This window comes from Streptomyces sp. NPDC020807 (assembly GCF_040641575.1).
Classification (GTDB): Bacteria; Actinomycetota; Actinomycetes; order Streptomycetales; family Streptomycetaceae; genus Streptomyces.
Map to the genome: position 1 here is coordinate 276,859 of NZ_JBFADU010000001.1, position 21,812 is coordinate 298,670.

Genomic DNA, 21,812 nt, shown 5'->3' on the forward strand with positions numbered 1-21,812 from the left:
ACAACGCGGTGCGGAACGCACGCCCACAACGCGGTGCGGGACGTGGGCTCGCAACGCTGCCAGTGTCCGGTGGCGGGTTTCGGTGGCGGACGGTACGGGGGCGAAGCGCTGGGTGGCCGTCAGGGGGCTCTGGGGGGCCTGTCTGGATATGGGGAGTCGTCTTGGTCCCGGCGAGGGCGGCACATGCGGACTCAGGGACCGCCAAACCCCCATGACTGTCGGCGCTACCGGTAGACTGGGAGACAATCCCGCCACCCTGCGGAACATGTCGAACGACGCAGCCGCTCCCGTATGCCCGGAGAACGGCCTGTGCTGTGCCAGAAAGGGCGCTTCGTGGCCGATTCCGGCAACCCCAACGAGAACAACCAGTACACCGCCAGCAACATCCAGGTCCTCGAAGGCCTGGATGCCGTGCGCAAGCGCCCTGGCATGTACATCGGCTCGACCGGTGAGCGCGGTCTGCACCACATGGTGCAGGAGGTCGTCGACAACTCGGTCGACGAAGCCCTGGCCGGCCACGCCGACACCATCGACGTGACGATCCTCGCCGACGGCGGCGTCCGCGTCGTCGACAACGGCCGCGGCATCCCGGTCGGCATCGTCCCGTCCGAGGGCAAGCCGGCCGTCGAGGTCGTCCTGACCGTGCTGCACGCGGGCGGCAAGTTCGGCGGCGGCGGCTACGCGGTCTCCGGCGGCCTCCACGGCGTCGGCGTCTCGGTCGTGAACGCCCTGTCCACGCGCGTGTCCGTCGAGGTCAAGACCGACGGACACCGCTGGACGCAGGACTACAAGATGGGCGTCCCCACCGCCCCCCTCGCGAAGCACGAGGAGACCACGGAGACCGGCACCACGGTCACCTTCTGGTCCGACCCGGACATCTTCGAGACGACCGAGTACTCCTTCGAGACGCTCTCGCGCCGCTTCCAGGAGATGGCCTTCCTCAACAAGGGCCTGACCATCCAGCTCACCGACGAGCGGGAGTCCGCGAAGGCCACCGTCGGCGCCGACGACCCGGACGCCGAGGCCTCCGCCGAGCCGGCCGCGCGCACGGTCAAGTACCACTACGAGGGCGGCATCGTCGACTTCGTGAAGTACCTGAACTCGCGCAAGGGCGAGCTCATCCACCCCACCGTCATCGACGTCGAGGCCGAGGACAAGGAGCGCATGCTCTCGGTCGAGATCGCGATGCAGTGGAACTCCTCGTACAGCGAGGGCGTGTACTCGTTCGCGAACACGATCCACACGCACGAGGGCGGTACGCACGAGGAGGGCTTCCGCGCCGCGCTGACGACGCTCGTCAACAAGTACGCGCGCGACAAGAAGCTGCTCCGCGAGAAGGACGACAACCTCACCGGCGACGACATCCGCGAGGGTCTGACCGCGATCATCTCGGTCAAGCTCGGCGAGCCGCAGTTCGAGGGCCAGACCAAGACGAAGCTCGGCAACACCGAGGCGAAGACCTTCGTCCAGAAGGTCGTCTTCGAGCACCTGACGGACTGGTTCGACCGCAACCCCAACGAGGCCGCGGACATCATCCGCAAGGGCATCACCGCCGCCACCGCGCGCGTGGCCGCCCGCAAGGCCCGCGACCTCACCCGCCGCAAGGGCCTCCTGGAGTCGGCCTCCCTGCCGGGCAAGCTCTCCGACTGCCAGTCGAACGACCCCACCAAGTGCGAGATCTTCATCGTCGAGGGTGACTCCGCCGGCGGCTCGGCCAAGTCCGGCCGAAACCCGATGTACCAGGCCATCCTGCCGATCCGCGGCAAGATCCTGAACGTCGAGAAGGCCCGTATCGACAAGATCCTCCAGAACACCGAGGTCCAGGCGCTGATCTCCGCCTTCGGCACCGGTGTCCACGAGGACTTCGACATCGAGAAGCTCCGCTATCACAAGATCATCCTGATGGCGGACGCCGACGTCGACGGTCAGCACATCAACACCCTGCTCCTGACCTTCCTCTTCCGCTTCATGCGGCCGCTGGTCGAGGCCGGGCACGTCTACCTGTCCCGCCCCCCGCTCTACAAGATCAAGTGGGGCCGGGACGACTTCGAGTACGCGTACTCGGACCGCGAGCGGGACGCGCTCGTCGAGCTGGGCAAGCAGAACGGCAAGCGGATCAGGGAAGACTCGATCCAGCGCTTCAAGGGCCTCGGCGAGATGAACGCCGAGGAGCTGCGCGTCACCACCATGGACGTCGAGCACCGCGTCCTCGGCCAGGTCACCCTGGACGACGCGGCGCAGGCCGACGACCTGTTCTCGGTGCTGATGGGCGAGGACGTCGAGGCACGCCGCTCGTTCATCCAGCGCAACGCCAAGGACGTTCGCTTCCTCGACATCTGAGTCGGTCTCAGCTGACCGTACGAAAGGACTGACGACCAGCAATGGCCGACGAAAACACCCCTGGCACCACCGAAGAGCAGGAGCCGGTGCTCCGGATCGAGCCCGTCGGGCTCGAGACCGAGATGCAGCGCTCGTACCTCGACTACGCGATGTCCGTCATCGTGTCCCGCGCGCTCCCCGACGTCCGTGACGGCCTCAAGCCCGTCCACCGGCGCGTGCTGTACGCGATGTACGACGGCGGCTACCGGCCCGAGAAGGGCTTCTACAAGTGCGCCCGCGTCGTCGGTGACGTCATGGGTACGTACCACCCGCACGGCGACACCTCGATCTACGACGCGCTCGTCCGCCTCGCCCAGCCCTGGTCGATGCGCCTCCCGCTCGTCGACTCCAACGGCAACTTCGGCTCCCCGGGCAACGACCCGGCCGCCGCCATGCGCTACACCGAGTGCAAGATGGCGCCGCTGTCGATGGAGATGGTCCGGGACATCGACGAGGAGACCGTCGACTTCCAGGACAACTACGACGGCCGCAACCAGGAGCCGACGGTCCTCCCGGCCCGGTTCCCGAACCTGCTCGTCAACGGCTCCGCCGGCATCGCCGTCGGCATGGCCACCAACATCCCGCCGCACAACCTCCGCGAGGTCGCGGACGGCGCGCAGTGGTACCTCGCCCACCCCGAGGCCTCCCACGAGGAGCTCCTCGACGCGCTCATCGAGCGCATCAAGGGCCCCGACTTCCCGACCGGCGCGCTCGTCGTCGGCCGCAAGGGCATCGAGGAGGCGTACCGCACCGGCCGCGGCTCCATCACGATGCGCGCGGTCGTCGAGGTCGAGGAGATCCAGAACCGCCAGTGCCTGGTGGTCACGGAGCTCCCGTACCAGACCAACCCGGACAACCTGGCGCAGAAGATCGCCGACCTCGTCAAGGACGGCAAGATCGGCGGCATCGCCGACGTCCGCGACGAGACCTCGTCCCGCACCGGCCAGCGCCTCGTCATCGTGCTCAAGCGCGACGCCGTCGCCAAGGTCGTCCTGAACAACCTCTACAAGCACACCGACCTGCAGTCGAACTTCGGCGCGAACATGCTCGCGCTCGTCGACGGTGTGCCGCGCACGCTCTCCCTCGACGCGTTCATCCGCCACTGGGTGACGCACCAGATCGAGGTCATCGTCCGCCGGACGAAGTTCCGGCTGCGCAAGGCCGAGGAGCGCGCCCACATCCTGCGCGGCCTCCTCAAGGCCCTCGACGCCATCGACGAGGTCATCGCCCTCATCCGGCGCAGCGACACCGTCGAGGTCGCCCGCGCGGGCCTCATGGACCTGCTGACGATCGACGAGATCCAGGCCAACGCGATCCTGGAGATGCAGCTCCGCCGCCTGGCCGCCCTGGAACGCCAGAAGATCGTCGCCGAGCACGACGAGCTCCAGGCGAAGATCAACGAGTACAACGCGATCCTGGCCTCGCCGGAGAAGCAGCGGACCATCGTCAGCGAGGAGCTGGCCGCGCTCGTCGAGAAGTTCGGCGACGACCGCCGCTCCAAGCTGGTGCCCTTCGACGGTGACATGTCCATCGAGGACCTCATCGCCGAGGAGGACATCGTCGTCACCATCACGCGTGGCGGCTACGTGAAGCGCACCAAGACCGAGGACTACCGGTCGCAGAAGCGCGGCGGCAAGGGCGTGCGCGGGACGAAGCTGAAGCAGGACGACATCGTCGACCACTTCTTCGTCTCCACCACCCACCACTGGCTGCTCTTCTTCACCAACAAGGGCCGGGTCTACCGCGCCAAGGCGTACGAGCTGCCCGACGCCGGCCGCGACGCCCGCGGCCAGCACGTCGCGAACCTCCTCGCCTTCCAGCCGGACGAGCAGATCGCCCAGATCCTCGCGATCCGCGACTACGACGCCGCGCCCTACCTGGTGCTCGCCACCAAGGCCGGCCTCGTGAAGAAGACCGCGCTGAAGGACTACGACTCGCCCCGCTCCGGCGGCGTCATCGCCATCAACCTGCGCGAGCGGGAGGACGGCAGTGACGACGAGCTGATCGGCGCCGAGCTGGTCTCCGCCGAGGACGACCTGCTCCTGGTCTCCAGGAAGGCGCAGTCCATCCGCTTCACCGCCACGGACGACGCGCTGCGCCCGATGGGCCGCGCGACCTCGGGCGTCAAGGGCATGAGTTTCCGCGAGGACGACGAACTGCTCTCGATGAATGTCGTCCGGCCGGGTACGTTCGTCTTCACCGCGACCGACGGCGGGTACGCGAAGCGCACCCCCGTCGACGAGTACCGCGTCCAGGGCCGTGGCGGCCTCGGTATCAAGGCCGCCAAGATCGTCGAGGACCGCGGCTCGCTCGTGGGCGCGCTGGTGGTCGAGGAGACCGACGAGATCCTCGCCATCACGCTGTCCGGCGGTGTGATTCGCACGCGAGTCAACGAAGTCAGGGAGACCGGCCGTGACACCATGGGCGTCCAGCTGATCAACCTGGGCAAGCGCGATGCCGTCGTCGGCATCGCACGGAACGCCGAGGGCGCCAGCGAAGACGAGGACGTCGACGCGGTCGAGGACGACACCGAGGCGGTCGAGGCAGTGGCCGAGGGCACCGAGCCCCCGGCCGGGGAGCACGAGGAGTAAGAGCGTGAGTGGAGCCACGGGCGCCGGATCGGCGGCTGCCGGAGCTTCTGCCGGTGCTGGAGCGAACGGCGCCCGTGGCCCCGCCACGGACTCCCAGGGGGTTGCGGTGACGGACAGTCGGGGGCAGCAGTCCTCGTACGAGACATACAGCGGGCCTCTGCCCGGCGAGCGTGCCAACACGCAGCAGCCGAGCGGCCCGTACCACCCGCCGCAGGCGTACGGCGCTCCGGCGTCGGGCGGTCAGGCGGGTGGCCAGGCCGGCGGCCTGGCAGGCGGCACGCTGGGCGGCCAGACGGGCACGGGGGCCGTGCGCAGGCCGCGTACGGGCGCGCGCACGACGCCGCGCACCCGCAAGGCGCGCCTGCGGGTGGCCAAGGCCGATCCGTGGTCGGTGATGAAGGTGAGCTTCCTGCTCTCCATCGCGCTGGGCATCTGCACGGTCGTGGCCGCGGCGGTGCTGTGGATGGTCATGGACTCCATGGGCGTCTTCTCCACGGTCGGCGGCACGATCAGCGAGGCCACGGGCTCCAACGAGTCCAACGGCTTCGATCTGCAGTCCTTCCTGTCGCTGCCGCGGGTCCTGACGTTCACCTCGGTGATCGCGGTGATCGACGTGGTCCTGATGACCGCTCTGGCGACGCTCGGCGCGTTCATCTACAACCTCTCCGCCGGGTTCGTCGGCGGCGTGGAGCTGACGCTGGCCGAGGACGAGTAGTCCTCGCGCGGCCCGCGTGGGGGCCACTCCAGGAACCGATTTTGGGACTGGCCCCCACGTGCGCTAATGTTCAGGAGTCAGCGCGCGGGACACACACCGCAAAGCGCGGCGGGGCTATAGCTCAGTTGGTTAGAGCGCATCCCTGATAAGGATGAGGCCACAGGTTCAAATCCTGTTAGCCCCACAGTTCAGATCGACCCGGATGATTCCTTCATCCGGGTCGATTTGTTTGTACGGGGTTTAAGCGCCGGTAGGTCACCGATCGGTATCGGTCGATGTGTAGAGTGGGCGGCAGAACGCCAGAAGTCCCCCTACGTCAATGAAAGACGAGGTCTCGCGGTGAAGAAGCTTCTCCTGGTCGCACTGGCCGCCATCGGCGGGCTCCTCGTGTACCGCCAGATCCAGGCGGACCGCGCCGAGCAGGACCTGTGGACGGAGGCGACCGACTCCGTGCCCGCAGGTTCGGGTGTCTGAGACGAAGACCGTCTGACGCCGACTGTCTGACGAAGACCGTCTGACGAAGACCGTCTGTGGGTGAAGCCCCGGCCGCGCGCGAGCGGGCCGGGGCTTCGCTTTGCCTGAGCAAAACGATCAGTTGCTTACGTGAAGTCGAGGGGTGGCGCGTGAGGAAGCGGACCGGGACCGGACGGAGAGCGGCGGTACTGGCCGCCGCGGTGCTGACGGTGGGGGCGGTGGCGGCGACGGGCGGGCCGGCGCAGGCCCGGGCGGCCGGTGGCGCCCCCCTTCCCCCGTACGCCTTCGACGCCACGGCCCAGCGGGTGAAGGGCGCCGCCTCCAGCGCGAACGCCACGCGGCTGAAGCCCGGGGAGGTCTACCGCGACTCGCTCGGGAAGGACGGCAAGGTCTACTACCGCGTCGACCTCGACGACCGGCTCGACGCCTACGTCTCCGTCGTCGCCGTACCGAAGCCCGGCGGCCTCGTCGCGTACGGCGACGGGGTCAAGGTGACCCTCCAGGACGGCAGCGGCACCGACTGCGGCTCCCAGCAGACGCTGTTCTCCTCCTCCGAGTACCCGCGCCCCCTCGCCGCGTACGCCCGCCGGACCATCGACCCCGACGCGACGAGCTGCCAGGGCGCCGGCGCCTTCTACGTCCTCGTCGAGCGCACCTCCAAGCCCACGTCCAGCCCGGACGACTGGGAGCTGGAGATCCGGCACCTGACCGAGCCCCGCCCGAAGAAGGCCGGACCGACCGAACTCCCCGAGGCCTGGCCCTCCGCCACGCCCGCGCCGCCCACCGGCGGTCCGCGGCCGCGCCAGGGCGGGGACGGCTTCGCCGACGCCGCCTCGCTGCGCGAGGGCGAGTGGCGCGCCGACATCAGGCCCGGCCAGACCCTCTACTTCCGGGTGCCCGTCGACTGGGGCCAGCAGCTCTTCGCGACGGCGGAGCTCGGCAGCAGCGCGACCGGCGACGAGTACGTCGGCAGCGCCCTCGCGGTCTCCCTGGTGAACCCGGCGTTCGGCCACGTCGACGAGTACTCCGGCAGCTACGACGGCAAGCCCTCGACGCTCGCCCTCGACCCGCTGCGGCCCGTCGCCCACGAGAACCGCACCTCGTACAACGACGCCACCAACGGCATGCGCTTCGCGGGCTGGTACTACCTGACGGCCACGCTCAGCCCGGAGATCGCCGAGGAGTACGGGGACGCGCCCGTGCCCCTCACGCTCCGCGTCGGCATCACGGGCACGGCGAAGCCCGGTCCCGGGTACGACGGGGACCCCGGCCCGTTCGCGGTGACCGCGGGGGACAAGGCCGCGGCGGAGAGCGGCGCGAGCGGGGCCGAGGGCATGGCGGCCGAGGAGCGGAGCGGGACCATGCGGGTCGTCGCAGCGGCCGGGATCGGGACCGGGAGCGTGCTCCTGCTCGGCCTGGGCGCGTGGACGGCCCTCGCGCGGCGCCGGACGGCGTAGCAGCCGGGAAGGGCGCGGAAAGGGCGCGGAAGGGCGGGGAGAGCCCGTAGGGGCTCTCCGGCGTGCTGTTCCCGCCCCGGGAGAGCCCTTGTCGCCCCTGTCGCCCCTGTCGGGCCCGTCAGGTCTGGGAGAGGGCCCAGAAGCCGACCGCCAGGCAGACCAGCGCCAGCAGGAACACCGGGACGGCGACCTTCGGGGGCGGTCCCGGACGGCGTACGGGGGCGGGCGGGGCGGTCGGTGCCGGGACCGGTGCCGGTGCCGACAGCGGGGTGGCCATGGGCGCCGCCGACGGTGCCGCCATCGGCGACGGCATCGGCGGGGTCGGGTAGGGCGTGGGCCGGTCGTACGCGGCGCCCGCCGTGGGGGCCTGGGCGAAGGCCGTCGGCGTGGGCGTCGGCGCGGGCGCGGTCGGCGGCGCGGTCGGCGGAGGCAGGTGGAAGCTGCCCGTCTCGGACGCCGCGGGGGACGGGGACGGGGACGGCGGTACGGGGGTGGGCGCGGCGTCCGCCGGGGCGAGCGGGCCCTGTGGGCCGAACCCCGTCGGAAGAGAGCCGATCTGGTCGACGATGTCGACCGGCGGCTCGTCCGGTCGTGCTCCCGGCACCAGCTCGGCCGCCGCGTGCAGCGCCTTGCGCGCCCCCGTGGCCGTACGGAAACGGGCCTGCGGGTCCGGCTGCAGGAGACCGGCCAGGACCTGCCACAGGGGCTCGGGGACGCTCTCCGGGGCGCTCGGGGTGCCGTGCGCACGGAAGTGGTCGACGAGCGCCCGGGAGTCGGGGCTGCGTCCGTGGAGCAGGTACAGGCCGACCAGGCCGACGGCGAAGAGGTCGGCGGTGAAGTCGGGTTCGGCGCCCATGAGCTGCTCGGGGGCGAAGTAGCCGGGAGTTCCGACCACGTAGTCGGTTTCGGTGAGGCGGGGCTCGCCCTTGCGCATGGAGATGCCGAAGTCGGACAGGCGCAGGTGCGGCCGTCCGGTGCCGGTGACGTCGAGCAGGATGTTCGCCGGCTTGATGTCCCGGTGCACGACCCCCTCGGCGTGGACCGTGGCGAGGCCGGACAGCAGCTGGTCGAGCAGGGTGCAGACGAGGTGCGGGGGCAGCGGGCCGTGGTCCCTGACGACGTGCGCCAGCGAGCCGCCGGCGACGAGGTCCATGGTGAAGAGGACCTTGTCGTCGTCGGCGGCCCAGCTGGCCGGGGCGAGGACGTGCGGATGGTCGATCCGCAGCGCCTGCTCGCGGACGAAGCGGAGCAGCGTGTGCGCGTCGCTCTGCTGGAGCACCTTGGCCGCCACGTACCGGCGGCGGCGGTGGTCCCAGGCGCGCCACACCGCGCCCGCCCCGCCCCGTCCGATCGGGTCGATCAGCTCGTACCGGCCGGCGAAGACCTCACCCATCGTGCTGCGCCCGCTCCCCGTTGCGTCTGTGTGCCCGCTGCGTCCGTCGCCGCGTCCGTCGTTGCGTCAGTTCTGGTGCGACTCGTAGTGGGCGACCGCGTCCGCGGTGCGCCCGGCGCCGTACACCCGGAGGAACTCTGCCAGTTCCGGGTGGGCCGGGGCGAGGGAGTCGGCGGCGTCGATGATGTCGCCCGCGGCGGACACGGAGCGCAGCAGCGACTGGATCTCGCGGACGACGCGGCGCACGGTCGGGGCGCCCGTCCCGGCGGCGGCCTGGGTGGTACCGGTGAGGACGGAGCCGCCCTGGGACTTCTTGACCTCGTCCATGCGGGCGGTGGCCTCGGCGGCGCTGACGCTGCCGTCGGCGACCTGGACGGCGAGCTCCTGGAGGGCCTGGACGCGCTGGACGACGGCGGGGTTGCCGATCTTGGCCCGCTGGCCGCTCATCAGCTGGGACAGCATGGGCGCGGACAGTCCGAGCACGGCCGCGAGCCGGGCCTGGTTGAGCCCGAGGTCGTCGATCAGGCGGCGGAAGAGCGCCCCCAGCGGCTCCCCGTACCAACTGCGCTGAAGCTCTCTGGCTCTTGCCGTGGCTTCCTGCTGCGCTGCGTCCATTACTGCTTCTCCCCATCCCTTAGGTTCGCCACTGCGAACCTCGGGAGCATCTTACGGAGCGTGGTCGTGGACCGGGAGTCCCAATCCTTTTGCCGGACATGGGGGGAGACCCGGTACGCTGTTCTCGTTCCGGGGCCTTAGCTCAGTTGGTAGAGCGCTGTCTTTGCATGGCAGATGTCAGGGGTTCGACTCCCCTAGGCTCCACGGAAGAGCACCCCTCTGACCTGCGTTAACGCGGTCAGGGGGGTGTTTTCGTGCGGCGTCGGGGCCGGCGCCGGGGGCCGGGTCGGGGGCCGGGGCGGGGGCCGGCGTGGGCTTCGGGCGCCGGGGCAAGGTCACGGGGTGAGGGCGGCGATGCCCTCCCGGGCCAGGGCCTCCGCCGGGCGGTTGCCCAGGTCGAGGGCGAGCGCGAGGGCCTCCCGGTGGAGGCGGAGGGCCTCGTCGGGGCGGCCCGCAAGTCGGCAGGTCTCCGCGTAGCCGTCGAGGAAGTGGATCTTCCAGTGGGCCTCGAAGACCTCGTCGAGCAGGGTGAACGCCTCCTCGTGGGCGGCGAGCGCCTCCTCGTACCGGCCCATCCGGCGCAGCGCGACCCCCCGGCAGTTCAGGCACCACGCCTGGTTGTGGAGATGGCCGTCGGCGCGGGCCGCCGCGAGGGCGCGGTCCAGGTGGGTCACGGCCTCGTCGGGGTGCTCGTGGGCGACGGCCACGCCCAGGGTGATCCGGGCCGTCAGGACGGGCGGCCAGGCGGGGTCGGCGTGGGGGTCGGCGAGGAGCTCCCGGGCCCGGGCGGCGGCCTCCTCGCGGTGGCCGAGCTGGAGCATCGCCCAGGCCTCCGACGCGGCGGCGTGGGCCGCCCCCGCCGGGCTGCCGGCCTCCTCGAACAGCGTCCCGGCCCGGCGGAACAGGTCGAGTGGCTCCTCGACGTGGCCCGCGTCCCAGCTGAGGTAGCCGCGGCGCAGGGCGAGTTCGGCCTCGGCGCGGGGGTCGCCCGCCCTGGCCGCGTGGCGTCCGGCCTCCTCGTACTGCGCCGAAGCCTCCGCCATGCGGCCCGCGTTGTAGCGCGCGAACCCCAGGTCGCTGTGGGCCTCGGCGAGTTGGAGCGGGTCGCCGAGCCGCTCGGCGGCGGCGAGGGAGCGCTCGAACAGGTGGTTGAGGTGCGAGGTGCCGCAGCGGCGGGCGAAGTACGCCCGGAGGAACCGGGGCAGTTCGCACACGTGGGTGTCGGCCCCGAGGGCGGCCGCCGTCTCGAAGGCGGCGATGAGGTTTCCGTACTCCGTGACGAGCCAGCCGATCGCGGTGTTCTTGTCCGCGAACACCGGCAGGGCGGTGGGGACTTGCCCGGCCGAGGCCGGCCGGCCGGGCGCCAGGAAGGGGATCGCGGTGTCCGCCGCGGCCGTCGCGTGGACGTAGTAGTCGAGGGCGCGGTGGAGGGCGCGCCGCTGCTCGGACGGCGCGTCCTGCTCGGCGCACGCCCGGCGTGCGTGCTGGTGCACCAGGTCGTGGAGGCGGTAGCGGCCGGGCACCGGCTCCTGGACGAGATGGGCGTCGACCAGGTCCTCCACGGCGTCCCTCGCCTCGTACAGCGGCAGGTCCGCGAGGGCCGCCGCACCGTACGCGTCGAAGGACTCGCCGGGGAGCAGGCCGAGAAGACGGAACACGCGCGCGCGTGGAGGGTCGAGCTGGCGTACGGACATGGCGAAGGCGGCGGCGAACTCGGCGGCGAAGGCGTTGCCCGGCGGCGTGCCGGGGGCGGGAGGGCCAGCGGCGGTGCCGGGCCCCTCCGCGCCGTGCTCCGCGCCCTCCGTCATGCGGTCCACGAGGACGCCCACCGTCCACCCCGGCCGGTGCCGCAGCCGGGCCGCCGCGAGCCGCAGGGCCAGCGGCAGCCGGCCGCACAGCCGCAGCACCTCCGCCGTGGCCTCCGGGTCCCGGGCCAGCCTGCTGTCGGGGCCCCCGGGGTCGCCACTGGCCCGGGCGAGGAGCTCGGCGCTCTCCTCCGGGGTCAGCACGTCCAGGGAGACCGGGGGCACCTCGTCCAGGCCGACGAGGCGGTTGCGGCTGGTCACCAGGGCGACCGAGGGACCGGCCCCCGGCAGCAGCGGACGGACCTGCTCGGCGTCGGCGGCGTTGTCGAGGACGACGACGACCCGCCGCCGCGCCAGCTCCGAGCGCCAGCAGGCGGCGAGCTCCTCGATGCCCTCCTGCGGGACCTTCTCGGAAGGGACGTCGAGCGCGGAGAGCAGCATCCGCAGCGCCGAGTCCGGGTCGAGCGGCGGACGGCCCTCCGTGAAGCCGTGCAGGTCAACGTAGAGCTGGGCGTCCGGGAAGGCGGCGGCCAGCCGGTGCGCCGCGTGCACCGCGAGGCAGGTCTTGCCGACGCCCGCCATGCCGTCGACCGAGACCGCCCGGTGGCTCTCCACGGCCGCGAGGACGGCCGCGAGCCGCTCCTCGCGGCCCGTGAAGTCGGGTGCGTCCCTGGGCAGGTCGTTGCGGGGCAGCGGACGGATCTGGCGGCTGCTCTTCGGGGGAGCGGGGAGCGGGTTCGATGCCCGGTCCCACAGGGGCCGCAGGGGGCGCGGATCGCGTTTGACCAGGCGGCACAGGGCGACCACCGCGGGCCAGGGCGGCACGGTCAGGCCGTTGAGGTAGCGGGAGAGGGACGAGGAGCTGAGGCCCGTGTCCCGCGCGAGAGCCCGTACGCCGAGCCCGGACAGCTCGTGGAGCAGGCGCAGCCGGGCGGCCAGCTCGTCCTTCGGGTCCTTCGGGATCTTCGGGCCCTTCGGGATCTTCGGGTTCTTCGGGTCCTTCGGGTTCTTCGGGTCCTTCGGGTCGGCGTCGGTCACGTACGCGTCCATTTGCTGGTCCCCCGTCGTCAGGTGCGGTCTTCCGTCCCGTACGGGCCGAAATCCTCCGAGCCAATTCCTCGCAGGTCAAGGGTGGTTCACCTGTCCCACGGTGTCCCACGCGCGTGGCGGGGGCGAGCGGGACGGGCTGTCATGGGGTCACCGAGAACGGCGGGCCCGAAGAAACGACGGGCCCGAAGAAACAACGGACCCGAAGAGGTGAGGAGCGGACATGAGGTCCCGACTGCGCGACCCCGTCGCCGTCCTGCCCGCCGCGGACCGGCCGGCCAGGGAACTCCTGGACGCCGTGCGCGCCGGCGGCGTCGACGTGCGGACGCTCGAACTGGTCCGGCTGCGCGTCAGCCAGATCAACGGCTCCGCCGCCGGGGTCGAGGCCGCCGCGGGGGCGGCCCGCGCCGCCGGAGTGGGCGACGCGCCGCTGACCGCGGTCGCCGTCTGGCGGGACAGCCCGTGCTTCACCCCCGCGCAGCGGGCGGCCCTGGGCCTCGCCGAGGCCGCGACGCGGCTCGCCGACCGGCCCGAAGCGGTGAGCGACCGGGTCTGGGACCGGGCCGCCACCCACTACGACGAGAAGGGGCTGGCCGCGCTGATCCTCCTGATCGGCGTGACCAACCTGTTCGACCGGCTGGACACCACGACGCGCCGGATCGCCGGCGCCGCCGCACCCCGTAACTGAACTCCGTAACTGAACTCCGGCACTGAACTCCGGCACTGAACTCCGGCACTGAGAGAAGGACACCACCATGGCGAACGACCAGAAGACCCAGAAGACCCAGAAGACCCAGAAGACCGCCGCCGAGACGTTCACCGCCGACGAGCGCGCCGCGATGAAGGAGCACGCCAAGGAGATGCGGGCGGCCGCTCGCCGCGCCGCGTCCGCCGACAAGGCGGCGGCGGACGAGGCGGACGTGCTCGCGAAGATCGCCGAGATGCAGGAGTCGGACCGGGTCATCGCCGAGCGCCTGCACGTCATCGTCAAGGAGGCGGCCCCGGAGCTCGCGCCGAAGACCTGGTACGGGATGCCGGCGTACGCCAGGAACGGCAAGGTCCTCTGCTACTTCCAGAGCGCGCAGAAGTTCAACGCGCGGTACGCGACCTTCGGCTTCAACGACGTGGCGAACCTCGACGACGACGCCCTGTGGCCGGTCGTCTTCGCCGTCAAGGAGCTGAACGCCGAGGTCGAGGCGCGGATCGCGGAGCTGGTGAAGCGGGCGGTGAGCTGAGGACCGGAGGGGCCACCTGCAGGTGGCCCCAGGCCGGACAGCTCCGGACAGCTCCGGAGATCCGGGCTGCTCCGGAGATCCGGACTGATCCGGACGGGTGGTGTTCATCGGAAGAACTGCGCGGCGACGGCGTCGCTCCGCGGAATCCCGGCCCGCGTCCACATCATGTGGAAAGTACGTAAAGCGCGCAAACCGGAATGAATCATCCGAGAACACCACGAAAGTGAGGGGTCATGGCCACCGCCAAGGTCAAGCAGTTCTGGACCGCCTTCGTCTCCGTCCTCTTCGCCCTGCTCGCCTCCGTCGGCCTGGCGAGCCCCGCCGCCGCCTCCCAGCAGCCGGCCGTCCGGCAGCCCGAGGGGCCGACCGGGACCACCGCCGGGACCGCCGTCGCGGCCGCCGCCTCCGTCGCCCCGCCCGAGAAGCAGCGCGCCGCCGTCCCCGTACCGGCCCAGCGGACGCACCGCCTGCCGATCGCCGGTGACCGCTCGCTGCCGCCCACCATCAAGCAGCGCATCGGCGCCGAGGCGCACGGTTCCTCGCCGTCGGTCCGTCAGCGCCGTTCGGTCGACGCGGCCGGCGCGGCCGAGAACGACCCGGCCGCGCTGACGGAGCTCGCCCTCGCCGCGACCGCGGCGTGAGTCAGCGACGCTCGTCCGGCTCCACGGCGTCGGCCTCGGCGACCTCGGTGGCACCCGTGATGTCCTCGACATCGGTGACACCCGACGGATCGGCCCCGGCCTCCTCGTCCCGTACCGGCTCCGTCTCCAGCACCGAAGCACCCGAACGGTCCTCCACCTCGGTGGGAGCGGGTGGCTCGACCAGCCAGTCGGGATTGGACTGCTTGTCCCACCACTTCCACACGGCGAAAGCCGCCCCGGCCACCAGGCCGATGACCGCGAGGCCCTTGGCGAGGCGCCCGGCCCGGGCCCGCCGCTCATGCTTCTTCACGATCTTCTCGATGTCCCTCGGCGTCACCTGACCGCGCAGCGCGGCCCAGGCGGCGGTGGAACGCGACCCGGCCTCCTCCAGGACGGGACCGGTCGCGGCGACCGCGTGCTCGACACGCGGAACGGTGTAGTCGGTCGCCTGACGGGCGGCCGAGCGGGTCATGTCCACCGCGCGGTGAGCGGCGGCGTCGACCTTGGGCGGCACATGCGGTGCCACGTAGCACCTGTACTGCGCACGCGCCTGTACTCGGGCCTTCTTGGCGGCCCTCGAGACCTTCGGCGCGATGCGCACCCGCGCTTCGTGCGCGTAGTGCGTGGCCTGATCCCTGGCTGTCTCCGCGTACGGCGCCACCACTTCCGCGGCGTGCAGGACGCTCTCCTTCGCCGAATCAGTGGCGGCGCGCACGCTGTCCATGCGGGTCACAGGATTCCTCCTCCTCGGTGGCGACGATACTGGTTTGTCACCTTTCCACCCTTTCCGGAATCATGCCCGTCGGACCGGCGTCCGGCATGCGGGGCGGGCATCCGGGGCATGCGAGGATCGGGACGCCAGAGACAGACGAGGCGTCACATGACGTGGACGGAAGGCGACCGTGGCCGAGCAGCTGTACGCGATCCTCAAGACGAGCCTGGGTGACATCGAGGTCCGCCTCATGCCGTTCCACGCGCCGAAGACGGTCCGCAACTTCGTCGAGCTCGCGAGCGGCGAGCGCGAGTGGACCGACCCGGCGACCGGCAAGGTCTCCTCGGACCCGCTCTACGACGGCACGGTCTTCCACCGGGTCATCAAGGACTTCATGATCCAGGGCGGCGACCCGCTCGGGAACGGCACGGGCGGCCCGGGCTACCAGTTCGCCGACGAGTTCCATCCCGAGCTCTTCTTCGACCGCCCCTACCTGCTGGCGATGGCCAACGCGGGCCCGGGCACCAACGGCTCCCAGTTCTTCGTCACCGTCGGCGCCGCGACCTGGCTGAACCGCAAGCACACGATCTTCGGCGAGGTCGTCTCCCCGGAGAGCCGGAAGGTCGTGGACGCCATCGCGGCCACCGCGACCGACCCGCACACGGACCGTCCGCTCCAGGACGTGGTGGTCGAGTCCGTGGTGATCGAGAAGCGTTGACGACGTCGATGGATCCGACTGCCGGGCTCGCGCGCTGCTACCGCCATCCGGAGAGGGAGGCCGGCGTCCGCTGCACCCGCTGCGACAAGCCCGTCTGCCCCCAGTGCATGATCTCCGCCTCCGTCGGCTTCCAGTGCCCCGACTGCGTCCGGGGCGGCTCGGGCACGGGGCACGCCGCCGACGCCAACGTGCCGCGGACGCTCGCGGGGGGCAGGGTGGCGGCCGACGACCGGTTCGTCACCAAGCTCCTCATCGGGATCAACATCGCGGTCTACGGCCTGGTGCTGCTGCTCGGCGAGCGGTTCGTCGACGAGCTCGTGCTCATCGGCTACGCCTACAGCCCGTCGCTGGGCGAGGTCGTCGGCGTCGCGGACGGCGAGTGGTACCGGCTGCTCACGGCGACCGTCCTCCACCAGGAGGTCTGGCACATCCTCTTCAACGTGATGGGCCTGTGGGTGATCGGCGGGATCGTCGAACCCGAGCTCGGCCGGATCCGCTACGCGGTCCTCTGCCTGCTCTCCGGGCTCTCCGGCTCCGTGCTCGCCTATCTCGTCGCCCCGCAGAACCAGGCCTCGCTGGGCGCGTCCGGCGTGGTCTACGGCCTGATCGGCGCCTGGGTCGTCCTGGCCCGCCGCAAGCGGCACGACATGGGGCCCGTGGTCCTCTTCGTGGCGCTGTCGCTGCTCATGACGTTCACCCGTCCGGGGATCTCCTGGGAGGCGCACGTCGGCGGTCTCGTCGCCGGCGCCCTGGTGACGTACGCGTTGGTGAGCGCCCCGCGGGCGCGCCGGGACCTCGTGCAGTACGGCGCCTGTGGACTGCTGCTGGTGGTCGACGTGGGGCTCGTCCTGGCCAGGTCCGCAGCGCTCACCTGAGCGCGGGGGCGTGTGGACGAGCTTTTCCACGAGCTTTCCCCAGAGTTATCCACAGTGCGTGGCGGCTCGTCCCCGCTCTGTGGGGAAACACTGCACCCCTCGCCTCTGACCTGGTATTTCACCAGAGAGGCGAGGGGTGTTTTCGATATTCGAGACCGTGAGCGAGCTCATATATCGGTCATACCGGCGTCAATCCCGTGCGAGTTATCCACAGATCTTCGTAAGTTATCCAGTGCTGTGCACAACGCTGTGGATAAGTTCTGGGGAGAGCTTGACGAGGGGCCGGGACGGGCCCTACGGCCGGGCTACTTCCACTGTGTGGAGACGCCGAACCCGGCGGCGATGAAGCCGAAGCCCACGACGATGTTCCAGTTGCTGATCGACTCGATCGGCATCGACCCGTCGGTGACGTAGAAGACCACGATCCACACCAGCCCGATGGCGAACAGCGCCAGCATCACGGGCGCCACCCAGCTGCTGTTCGTCAGCTTGATGTTGGTGGCCTGCTTGGCGGGCGGAGGCGTGAAGTCGGCCTTCTTGCGGATACGTGACTTCGGCACGAGGGACTCTCCTGTCGATGCGCTGCGTGACCGCGCAGGGAACTGTGGCTGGCGCCGGGATGTGACGCAAGAGGATGCAAGCGGAAACCTGCGTCCCCCGGGCGTCCGTTAGCGTAGTGGTTCCGCGGCACCGAAGGGGATCAGGGTACGTTGAGCAATTCCGCCGACACTCCCGCCGGGCCGGGCCGCACCAGCAGGTGGCGCCCCGTCCGGGTGCTCACGCTTGCCGTTTTCGCCCTCGCCGGACTGATCTTCGTCACCAGCTTCAACACCGCCAAGGGCACCAACATCCGCACGGACGCCTCGCTGCTCCGGCTCTCCGACCTCATCGAGGAACGCAGCCACAAGAACGCCGGCCTCGACGAGTCCACCGCCGCCCTCCGCTCCCAGGTCGACGGCCTCGCCGCCCGCGACGACGGTTCCACCCGCGCGGAGGACGAGAAGCTCGCCTCCCTCGAAGCGACCGCCGGCACCTCCGAGGTCTCGGGCTCCGGCCTCACCGTCACCCTGAACGACGCCCCGCCGAACGCCCAGGCGGCCCCCGGCTACCCCGAGCCGCAGGCCAACGACCTCGTCATCCACCAGCAGGACCTCCAGGCCGTCGTCAACGCGCTCTGGCAGGGCGGCGCCACCGGCATCCGCGTCATGGACCAGCGCCTCATCTCCACCAGCGCCGTGCGCTGCGTCGGCAACACCCTGATCCTCCAGGGCCGCGTCTACTCGCCCCCGTACAAGATCACGGCCGTCGGCGACCGCGGAAAGCTGGAGGACGCCCTCGCCGAGTCCCCGGCCCTGCAGAACTACCAGCTGTACGTGAAGGCGTACGGGCTCGGCTGGAAAGTGGACGAGCACAAGGCGGTGACTCTTCCCGGCTACTCCGGCACAGTGGACCTCCACTACGCGAAGCCGGTGAGCTGACGGCCGACATTCGGGGGAGGGGCGCGCGGTGGCCTTGCGTCTCGTCGTACGGAGCCTCAGCGAACTCTGCCTGACCGTCGGCACCCTGATCGTCCTCTTCGTCGTCTACGTCCTGTACTGGACCGGCGTCCAGGCGCAGGGCGCGAGCGCCGACCAGATCGACAGCCTCCAGCGGGAGTGGACGACGGCCCCCGTCGAGAACGCCCCGGCGCCCGGTTCCGGGCCGGGTTCCGGGCCGGGTTCCGGGCCCGATTCCGTTCCCGCGCCCGTGGGCGAGCCCTCCGCCGCTCCCCCACGCGCGCGCGTGGCCCCGTCCCCGCCGCCCCCGTACACCCCCGGCAAGGGCATCGCCGTCATGTACGTCCCCCGGCTCGGCGCCGACTGGAAGTGGCCCGTCCTCGAAGGCACGGGACCCGCCGTCCTCAAGAAGGGCCTCGGCCACTACGCGGGCACCGCCCGGCTCGGCGAGACCGGCAACTTCTCCGTCGCGGGGCACCGCAGGACGTACGGCGACCCCTTCAAGGACTTCCCCCGGCTCCGCCCCGGCGACGCGGTCGTCCTCACCGACGGGACGACCTGGTTCACGTACCGCGTCGACCGCGGTCCGTACCGGACCGTCCCCGGCGACGTCGGCGTCGTCGCGCCCGTCCCCGAGCCGTTCAGGAAGAACGCGGCCGGCTTCACCGGTCCCGGCCGCTACCTGACCCTCACCACCTGCGACCCCGAGTGGGGCAGCAGCCACCGGCTCGTCGTCTGGGGCCACCTCGACGCGACGCAGCCCGTGACCGACGGTCGTCCACAGGCTTTGGACAGCTGACCCCCCGCCGCCCGCCGGACCCGTACTCTGGTCCCCGTAACGAACGGAAGGGGCGGTGGTCGACGTCATGTACGGCTGGATCTGGCGGCATCTGCCGGGCAACGCGTGGGTACGGGCGCTGATCTCGATCGTGCTGGTCCTCGCGGTCGTGTACGTCCTCTTCCAGTACGTGTTCCCCTGGGCGGAGCCCCTGCTTCCGTTCAACGATGTGACGGTGGACGGCCAGTGAGCGCGCGAATTCTCGTCGTCGACAACTACGACAGCTTCGTCTTCAACCTCGTTCAGTACCTCTACCAGCTCGGCGCCGAGTGCGAAGTGCTCCGCAACGACGAGGTCGAGCTGAGCCACGCCCAGGACGGCTTCGACGGCGTCCTGCTCTCGCCGGGCCCCGGCGCCCCCGAGCAGGCCGGCGTCTGCATCGACATGGTCCGCCACTGCGCCGACACCGGCGTGCCCGTCTTCGGCGTCTGCCTCGGCATGCAGTCGATGGCCGTGGCCTACGGCGGGGTCGTCGACCGCGCGCCCGAACTGCTCCACGGCAAGACCTCGCCGGTCACGCACGAGGGCAAGGGCGTCTTCGCCGGCCTGCCCTCGCCGTTCACCGCGACCCGCTACCACTCGCTCGCCGCCGAGCCCGCCGCCCTGCCGGCCGAGCTCGAGGTCACGGCGATGACCGAGGACGGCATCATCATGGGGCTCCGCCACCGCGAGCTGCCCGTCGAGGGCGTGCAGTTCCACCCCGAGTCGGTCCTCACCGAGCACGGTCACCTGATGCTGGCCAACTGGCTGGAGCAGTGCGGCGACGAAGGGGCCGTGGGCCGGTCGGCCGGGCTCGCGCCGGTGGTGGGCAAGGCCCTCGCGTGACGACGGGCTCGCCCTGGTTCCGGGACGAGACAGTCCGGGGACCCGAGCCGATACCCGCGCCCGTCACCCCGCCCGCGCCCGCACCCGCGGAGCCGTACGACCAGCCGTACGACCAGCGGTACGACCCGTACGGGCAGCAGCAGACGTACGAGCAGCAGCCCGCGTCGTACGAGCCGTACGCCTCGTACGAGCAGCGCAGCCCGTACGAGGCGGGGCCCGCCGCCTACGCGCAGCCCGCACAGCCGGCACAGCCCGTACAGCCCGTGCAGCCGGCACAGCCCGTGCAGCCGGCACAGCCTGTACATCCCGTACAGCCGGCGCAGGAGAACCCCTACGAGCCCGCCTACGGCTCCTACGAGCCCGAGGAGGCCCCGCAGGCCGCCGCGGACGAGACCGCCGTCCTGCGGGCCGTGGAGCCCCTTCCCGGGCCGGGGCGTGCCGAGCGACGCCGCGCCGCCAAGGGCGGCGGCAGGGACCGGGGCAGGGGTACGGCTCCGGCGCCTGAGCCGCAGCCCGACGGCCCCCGCCCACCGCTCTCCCGCGTCGAGGCCCGGCGGGCCGCCCGCGCCGCCAAGGACAGCGTCGGCGTCATCGCCAGCCGCTTCGTCGGCGAGCTCTTCATCACCCTCGGCGTCGTCATGCTCCTCTTCGTCACCTACCAGCTGTGGTGGACCAACGTCCTCGCCGGCCAGGAGACCGACCGCGCCAAGGAGCGGATCGCGGACACCTGGGCGAAGGAGGACGCCGCCGGCACGCCCACCGACGACGACAAGCCCGCCGCCTTCGAGCCCGGCGAGGGCTTCGCCATCATGTACATCCCCAAGCTCGACGTCGTCGTGCCCGTCGCCGAGGGCATCAGCAAGCCCAAGGTCCTCGACAAGGGCATGGTCGGCCACTACGCCGAGGGAGCGCTCAAGACCGCCATGCCCGCCGACAAGCAGGGCAACTTCGCGGTCGCCGGCCACCGCAACACCCACGGCGAACCGTTCCGGTACATCAACCAGCTGAAGCCCGGCGACCCGATCGTCGTCGAGACCAAGGACGCGTACTACACGTACGAGATGACGAGCATCCTGCCGCAGACCGCGCCGTCCAACGTCTCCGTGATCCAGCCCGTCCCCAAGGGCTCGGGCTTCACCAAGCCCGGCCGGTACATCACCCTGACCACGTGCACTCCCGAGTTCACCAGCACGTACCGGATGATCGTCTGGGGCAAGATGGTCGAGGAGCGCCCGCGGGCCGAGGGGAAGCCGGCCGCGCTCGTAGGCTGAGACCCCACATCGAGCACTCCTCCGGACGGGACGACCTAGTGGCACGCGCGCGCAACCGGATCGCCGGGATCATCAGCCTCTTCGGCGAATTCCTCATCACGGCGGGCATCGTGCTCGGCCTCTTCGTCGTCTACTCGCTGTGGTGGACGAACGTCCTCGCCGACCGCGCCGCCGACAAGAACGGCGACAAGGTCCGCGACACCTGGGCCGCCGAGGAGGCGCCCGGCGCCCTCGACACGAAGAACGGCATCGGCTTCCTCCACGTCCCCGCCATGGGCGACGACGAGGTCCTCGTCCAGAAGGGCACCACCAGCGACGTCCTCAACAACGGCGTCGCCGGCTACTACACCGAGCCGATCAAGTCGGCCCTCCCGCAGGACAAGCAGGGCAACTTCACGCTCGCCGCGCACCGGGACGGCCACGGCGCCAAGTTCCACAACATCCACAAGCTGAAGACCGGCGACGCGATCGTCTTCGAGTCCAAGGACACCTGGTACGTCTACAAGGTCTACAAGACGCTGCCGGAGACGACGAAGTACAACGTCGACGTCCTCCAGCCCGTCCCCGAGGAGTCCGGCAAGACCCGCCCGGGCCGCTACATCACCCTGACGACCTGCACCCCGATGTACACCTCGGACTACCGGTACATCGTCTGGGGCGAGCTGGAGCGCACGGAGAAGGTCGACCACGACCGCACCCCGCCGGCTGAGCTGCGCTGACCGCGC

At 71.0% G+C, this 21,812-nt stretch carries 21 protein-coding genes and 2 tRNA genes; 18 read left to right on the plus strand and 5 right to left on the minus strand.

Translation table 11 applies throughout. The annotated features are described in order from the left end of the window. Positions 1-309: 309 nt before the first annotated feature. The 6 genes from gyrB (at position 310) to AB0G79_RS01365 (ending at position 7,616) form a co-directional block, all read left to right on the plus strand. The gene (gene gyrB / locus AB0G79_RS01340) at positions 310-2,340 is read left to right on the plus strand and encodes a DNA topoisomerase (ATP-hydrolyzing) subunit B (protein WP_360798283.1); all 2,031 of its coding nucleotides are present in this window, start codon (positions 310-312) and stop codon (positions 2,338-2,340) included. A 41-nt stretch (positions 2,341-2,381) separates the two neighbouring features. Then, on the plus strand, positions 2,382-4,970 hold the full coding sequence (gyrA, locus tag AB0G79_RS01345) for a DNA gyrase subunit A (RefSeq protein WP_360798285.1): 2,589 nt from the start codon (positions 2,382-2,384) through the stop codon (positions 4,968-4,970). Positions 4,971-5,076: 106 nt separating this feature from the next. Continuing rightward, positions 5,077-5,685 carry a DUF3566 domain-containing protein gene (locus AB0G79_RS01350; protein WP_360798287.1) on the plus strand — a complete coding sequence of 203 codons (609 nt, stop codon included), beginning with the start codon at positions 5,077-5,079 and terminating at the stop codon, positions 5,683-5,685. Between the two features lie 110 nt (positions 5,686-5,795). Then, positions 5,796-5,869, plus strand: a tRNA-Ile gene (locus tag AB0G79_RS01355). Between the two features lie 155 nt (positions 5,870-6,024). Beyond that, a complete protein-coding gene (locus AB0G79_RS01360; RefSeq protein ID WP_003958712.1) occupies positions 6,025-6,159 on the plus strand; it encodes a DLW-39 family protein in 135 nt (44 codons plus the stop codon). A gap of 149 nt (positions 6,160-6,308) precedes the next feature. Next, positions 6,309-7,616 carry a hypothetical protein gene (locus AB0G79_RS01365; protein ID WP_360798289.1) on the plus strand — a complete coding sequence of 436 codons (1,308 nt, stop codon included), beginning with the start codon at positions 6,309-6,311 and terminating at the stop codon, positions 7,614-7,616. A 118-nt stretch (positions 7,617-7,734) separates the two neighbouring features. Here AB0G79_RS01365 and AB0G79_RS01370 read toward each other — a convergent pair whose 3' ends face one another. Both AB0G79_RS01370 and AB0G79_RS01375 read right to left on the minus strand, forming a co-directional pair. Further along, a complete protein-coding gene (locus AB0G79_RS01370; RefSeq protein WP_360798291.1) occupies positions 7,735-9,009 on the minus strand; it encodes a serine/threonine-protein kinase in 1,275 nt (424 codons plus the stop codon). Positions 9,010-9,075: 66 nt separating this feature from the next. Then, positions 9,076-9,624, minus strand: a complete 549-nt coding sequence (locus AB0G79_RS01375; protein WP_360798293.1) for a DNA-binding protein — start codon at positions 9,622-9,624, stop codon at positions 9,076-9,078. A 131-nt stretch (positions 9,625-9,755) separates the two neighbouring features. On the opposite strand from AB0G79_RS01375, the gene AB0G79_RS01380 reads away from it, so the two are divergent. Then, positions 9,756-9,828: transfer RNA gene (locus tag AB0G79_RS01380), tRNA-Ala, on the plus strand. Positions 9,829-9,959: 131 nt separating this feature from the next. On the opposite strand, the gene AB0G79_RS01385 is transcribed toward AB0G79_RS01380, so the two are convergent. Then, positions 9,960-12,479 carry a tetratricopeptide repeat protein gene (locus AB0G79_RS01385; RefSeq protein WP_360798295.1) on the minus strand — a complete coding sequence of 840 codons (2,520 nt, stop codon included), beginning with the start codon at positions 12,477-12,479 and terminating at the stop codon, positions 9,960-9,962. 220 nt (positions 12,480-12,699) lie between these two features. On the opposite strand from AB0G79_RS01385, the gene AB0G79_RS01390 reads away from it, so the two are divergent. The 3 genes from AB0G79_RS01390 to AB0G79_RS01400 all read left to right on the plus strand — a co-directional run bounded on the left by AB0G79_RS01390 (position 12,700) and on the right by AB0G79_RS01400 (position 14,352). Continuing rightward, the gene (locus AB0G79_RS01390; protein WP_360798297.1) at positions 12,700-13,164 is read left to right on the plus strand and encodes a carboxymuconolactone decarboxylase family protein; all 465 of its coding nucleotides are present in this window, start codon (positions 12,700-12,702) and stop codon (positions 13,162-13,164) included. 67 nt (positions 13,165-13,231) lie between these two features. After that, complete coding sequence (locus AB0G79_RS01395; RefSeq protein ID WP_360798299.1) at positions 13,232-13,711, plus strand: hypothetical protein; 480 nt, start codon at positions 13,232-13,234, stop codon at positions 13,709-13,711. A gap of 233 nt (positions 13,712-13,944) precedes the next feature. Further along, entirely contained in the window at positions 13,945-14,352 is a 408-nt protein-coding gene (locus AB0G79_RS01400) for a DUF6344 domain-containing protein (RefSeq protein WP_360798301.1), read from the plus strand. A gap of 1 nt (position 14,353) precedes the next feature. Here the strand turns inward: AB0G79_RS01400 and AB0G79_RS01405 are convergent, their stop codons facing one another. After that, positions 14,354-15,085, minus strand: coding sequence for a DUF5324 family protein (locus AB0G79_RS01405; RefSeq protein WP_360798303.1), 732 nt, complete (start codon positions 15,083-15,085; stop codon positions 14,354-14,356). Between the two features lie 169 nt (positions 15,086-15,254). Between AB0G79_RS01405 and AB0G79_RS01410 the strand changes: the two genes are divergently transcribed. Both AB0G79_RS01410 and AB0G79_RS01415 read left to right on the plus strand, forming a co-directional pair. Then, positions 15,255-15,782 carry a peptidylprolyl isomerase gene (locus AB0G79_RS01410; RefSeq protein WP_360798305.1) on the plus strand — a complete coding sequence of 176 codons (528 nt, stop codon included), beginning with the start codon at positions 15,255-15,257 and terminating at the stop codon, positions 15,780-15,782. 8 nt (positions 15,783-15,790) lie between these two features. Then, on the plus strand, positions 15,791-16,657 hold the full coding sequence (locus AB0G79_RS01415; RefSeq protein WP_360798307.1) for a rhomboid family intramembrane serine protease: 867 nt from the start codon (positions 15,791-15,793) through the stop codon (positions 16,655-16,657). A gap of 305 nt (positions 16,658-16,962) precedes the next feature. Here AB0G79_RS01415 and crgA read toward each other — a convergent pair whose 3' ends face one another. Next, positions 16,963-17,217: a cell division protein CrgA gene (gene crgA, locus AB0G79_RS01420; protein WP_360798309.1), complete on the minus strand. Its 255-nt coding sequence runs from the start codon at positions 17,215-17,217 to the stop codon at positions 16,963-16,965. Positions 17,218-17,367: 150 nt separating this feature from the next. On the opposite strand from crgA, the gene AB0G79_RS01425 reads away from it, so the two are divergent. From AB0G79_RS01425 to AB0G79_RS01450, 6 genes are read left to right on the plus strand one after another with little or no spacing between them, the layout of a single operon-like run. Beyond that, positions 17,368-18,135, plus strand: a complete 768-nt coding sequence (locus tag AB0G79_RS01425) for a DUF881 domain-containing protein (protein WP_360798311.1) — start codon at positions 17,368-17,370, stop codon at positions 18,133-18,135. Between the two features lie 28 nt (positions 18,136-18,163). Beyond that, positions 18,164-18,952: a class E sortase gene (locus AB0G79_RS01430; protein ID WP_360798313.1), complete on the plus strand. Its 789-nt coding sequence runs from the start codon at positions 18,164-18,166 to the stop codon at positions 18,950-18,952. Between the two features lie 55 nt (positions 18,953-19,007). Next, positions 19,008-19,181 (plus strand): hypothetical protein, encoded by a 174-nt coding sequence (locus AB0G79_RS01435; RefSeq protein ID WP_360799188.1) that lies wholly within the window; start codon positions 19,008-19,010, stop codon positions 19,179-19,181. After that, positions 19,178-19,816 carry an aminodeoxychorismate/anthranilate synthase component II gene (locus tag AB0G79_RS01440; protein ID WP_360798315.1) on the plus strand — a complete coding sequence of 213 codons (639 nt, stop codon included), beginning with the start codon at positions 19,178-19,180 and terminating at the stop codon, positions 19,814-19,816. Before AB0G79_RS01435 ends, AB0G79_RS01440 begins: the two co-directional genes overlap by 4 nt. After that, positions 19,813-21,087: a class E sortase gene (locus AB0G79_RS01445; RefSeq protein WP_360798317.1), complete on the plus strand. Its 1,275-nt coding sequence runs from the start codon at positions 19,813-19,815 to the stop codon at positions 21,085-21,087. Before AB0G79_RS01440 ends, AB0G79_RS01445 begins: the two co-directional genes overlap by 4 nt. Positions 21,088-21,125: 38 nt before the next feature. Beyond that, positions 21,126-21,806 carry a class E sortase gene (locus AB0G79_RS01450; RefSeq protein ID WP_360798319.1) on the plus strand — a complete coding sequence of 227 codons (681 nt, stop codon included), beginning with the start codon at positions 21,126-21,128 and terminating at the stop codon, positions 21,804-21,806. Positions 21,807-21,812: the final 6 nt, after the last annotated feature.

Coding starts and splice junctions, on each gene's coding strand:
- gyrA (WP_360798285.1), top strand. CDS start 2,382: ATGGCCGACGAAAACACCCCTGGCACCACCGAAGAGCAGGAGCCGGTG.
- AB0G79_RS01370 (WP_360798291.1), bottom strand. CDS start 9,009: ATGGGTGAGGTCTTCGCCGGCCGGTACGAGCTGATCGACCCGATCGGA.
- AB0G79_RS01375 (WP_360798293.1), bottom strand. CDS start 9,624: ATGGACGCAGCGCAGCAGGAAGCCACGGCAAGAGCCAGAGAGCTTCAG.
- AB0G79_RS01385 (WP_360798295.1), bottom strand. CDS start 12,479: ATGGACGCGTACGTGACCGACGCCGACCCGAAGGACCCGAAGAACCCG.
- AB0G79_RS01390 (WP_360798297.1), top strand. CDS start 12,700: ATGAGGTCCCGACTGCGCGACCCCGTCGCCGTCCTGCCCGCCGCGGAC.
- AB0G79_RS01395 (WP_360798299.1), top strand. CDS start 13,232: ATGGCGAACGACCAGAAGACCCAGAAGACCCAGAAGACCCAGAAGACC.
- AB0G79_RS01400 (WP_360798301.1), top strand. CDS start 13,945: ATGGCCACCGCCAAGGTCAAGCAGTTCTGGACCGCCTTCGTCTCCGTC.
- AB0G79_RS01415 (WP_360798307.1), top strand. CDS start 15,791: ATGGATCCGACTGCCGGGCTCGCGCGCTGCTACCGCCATCCGGAGAGG.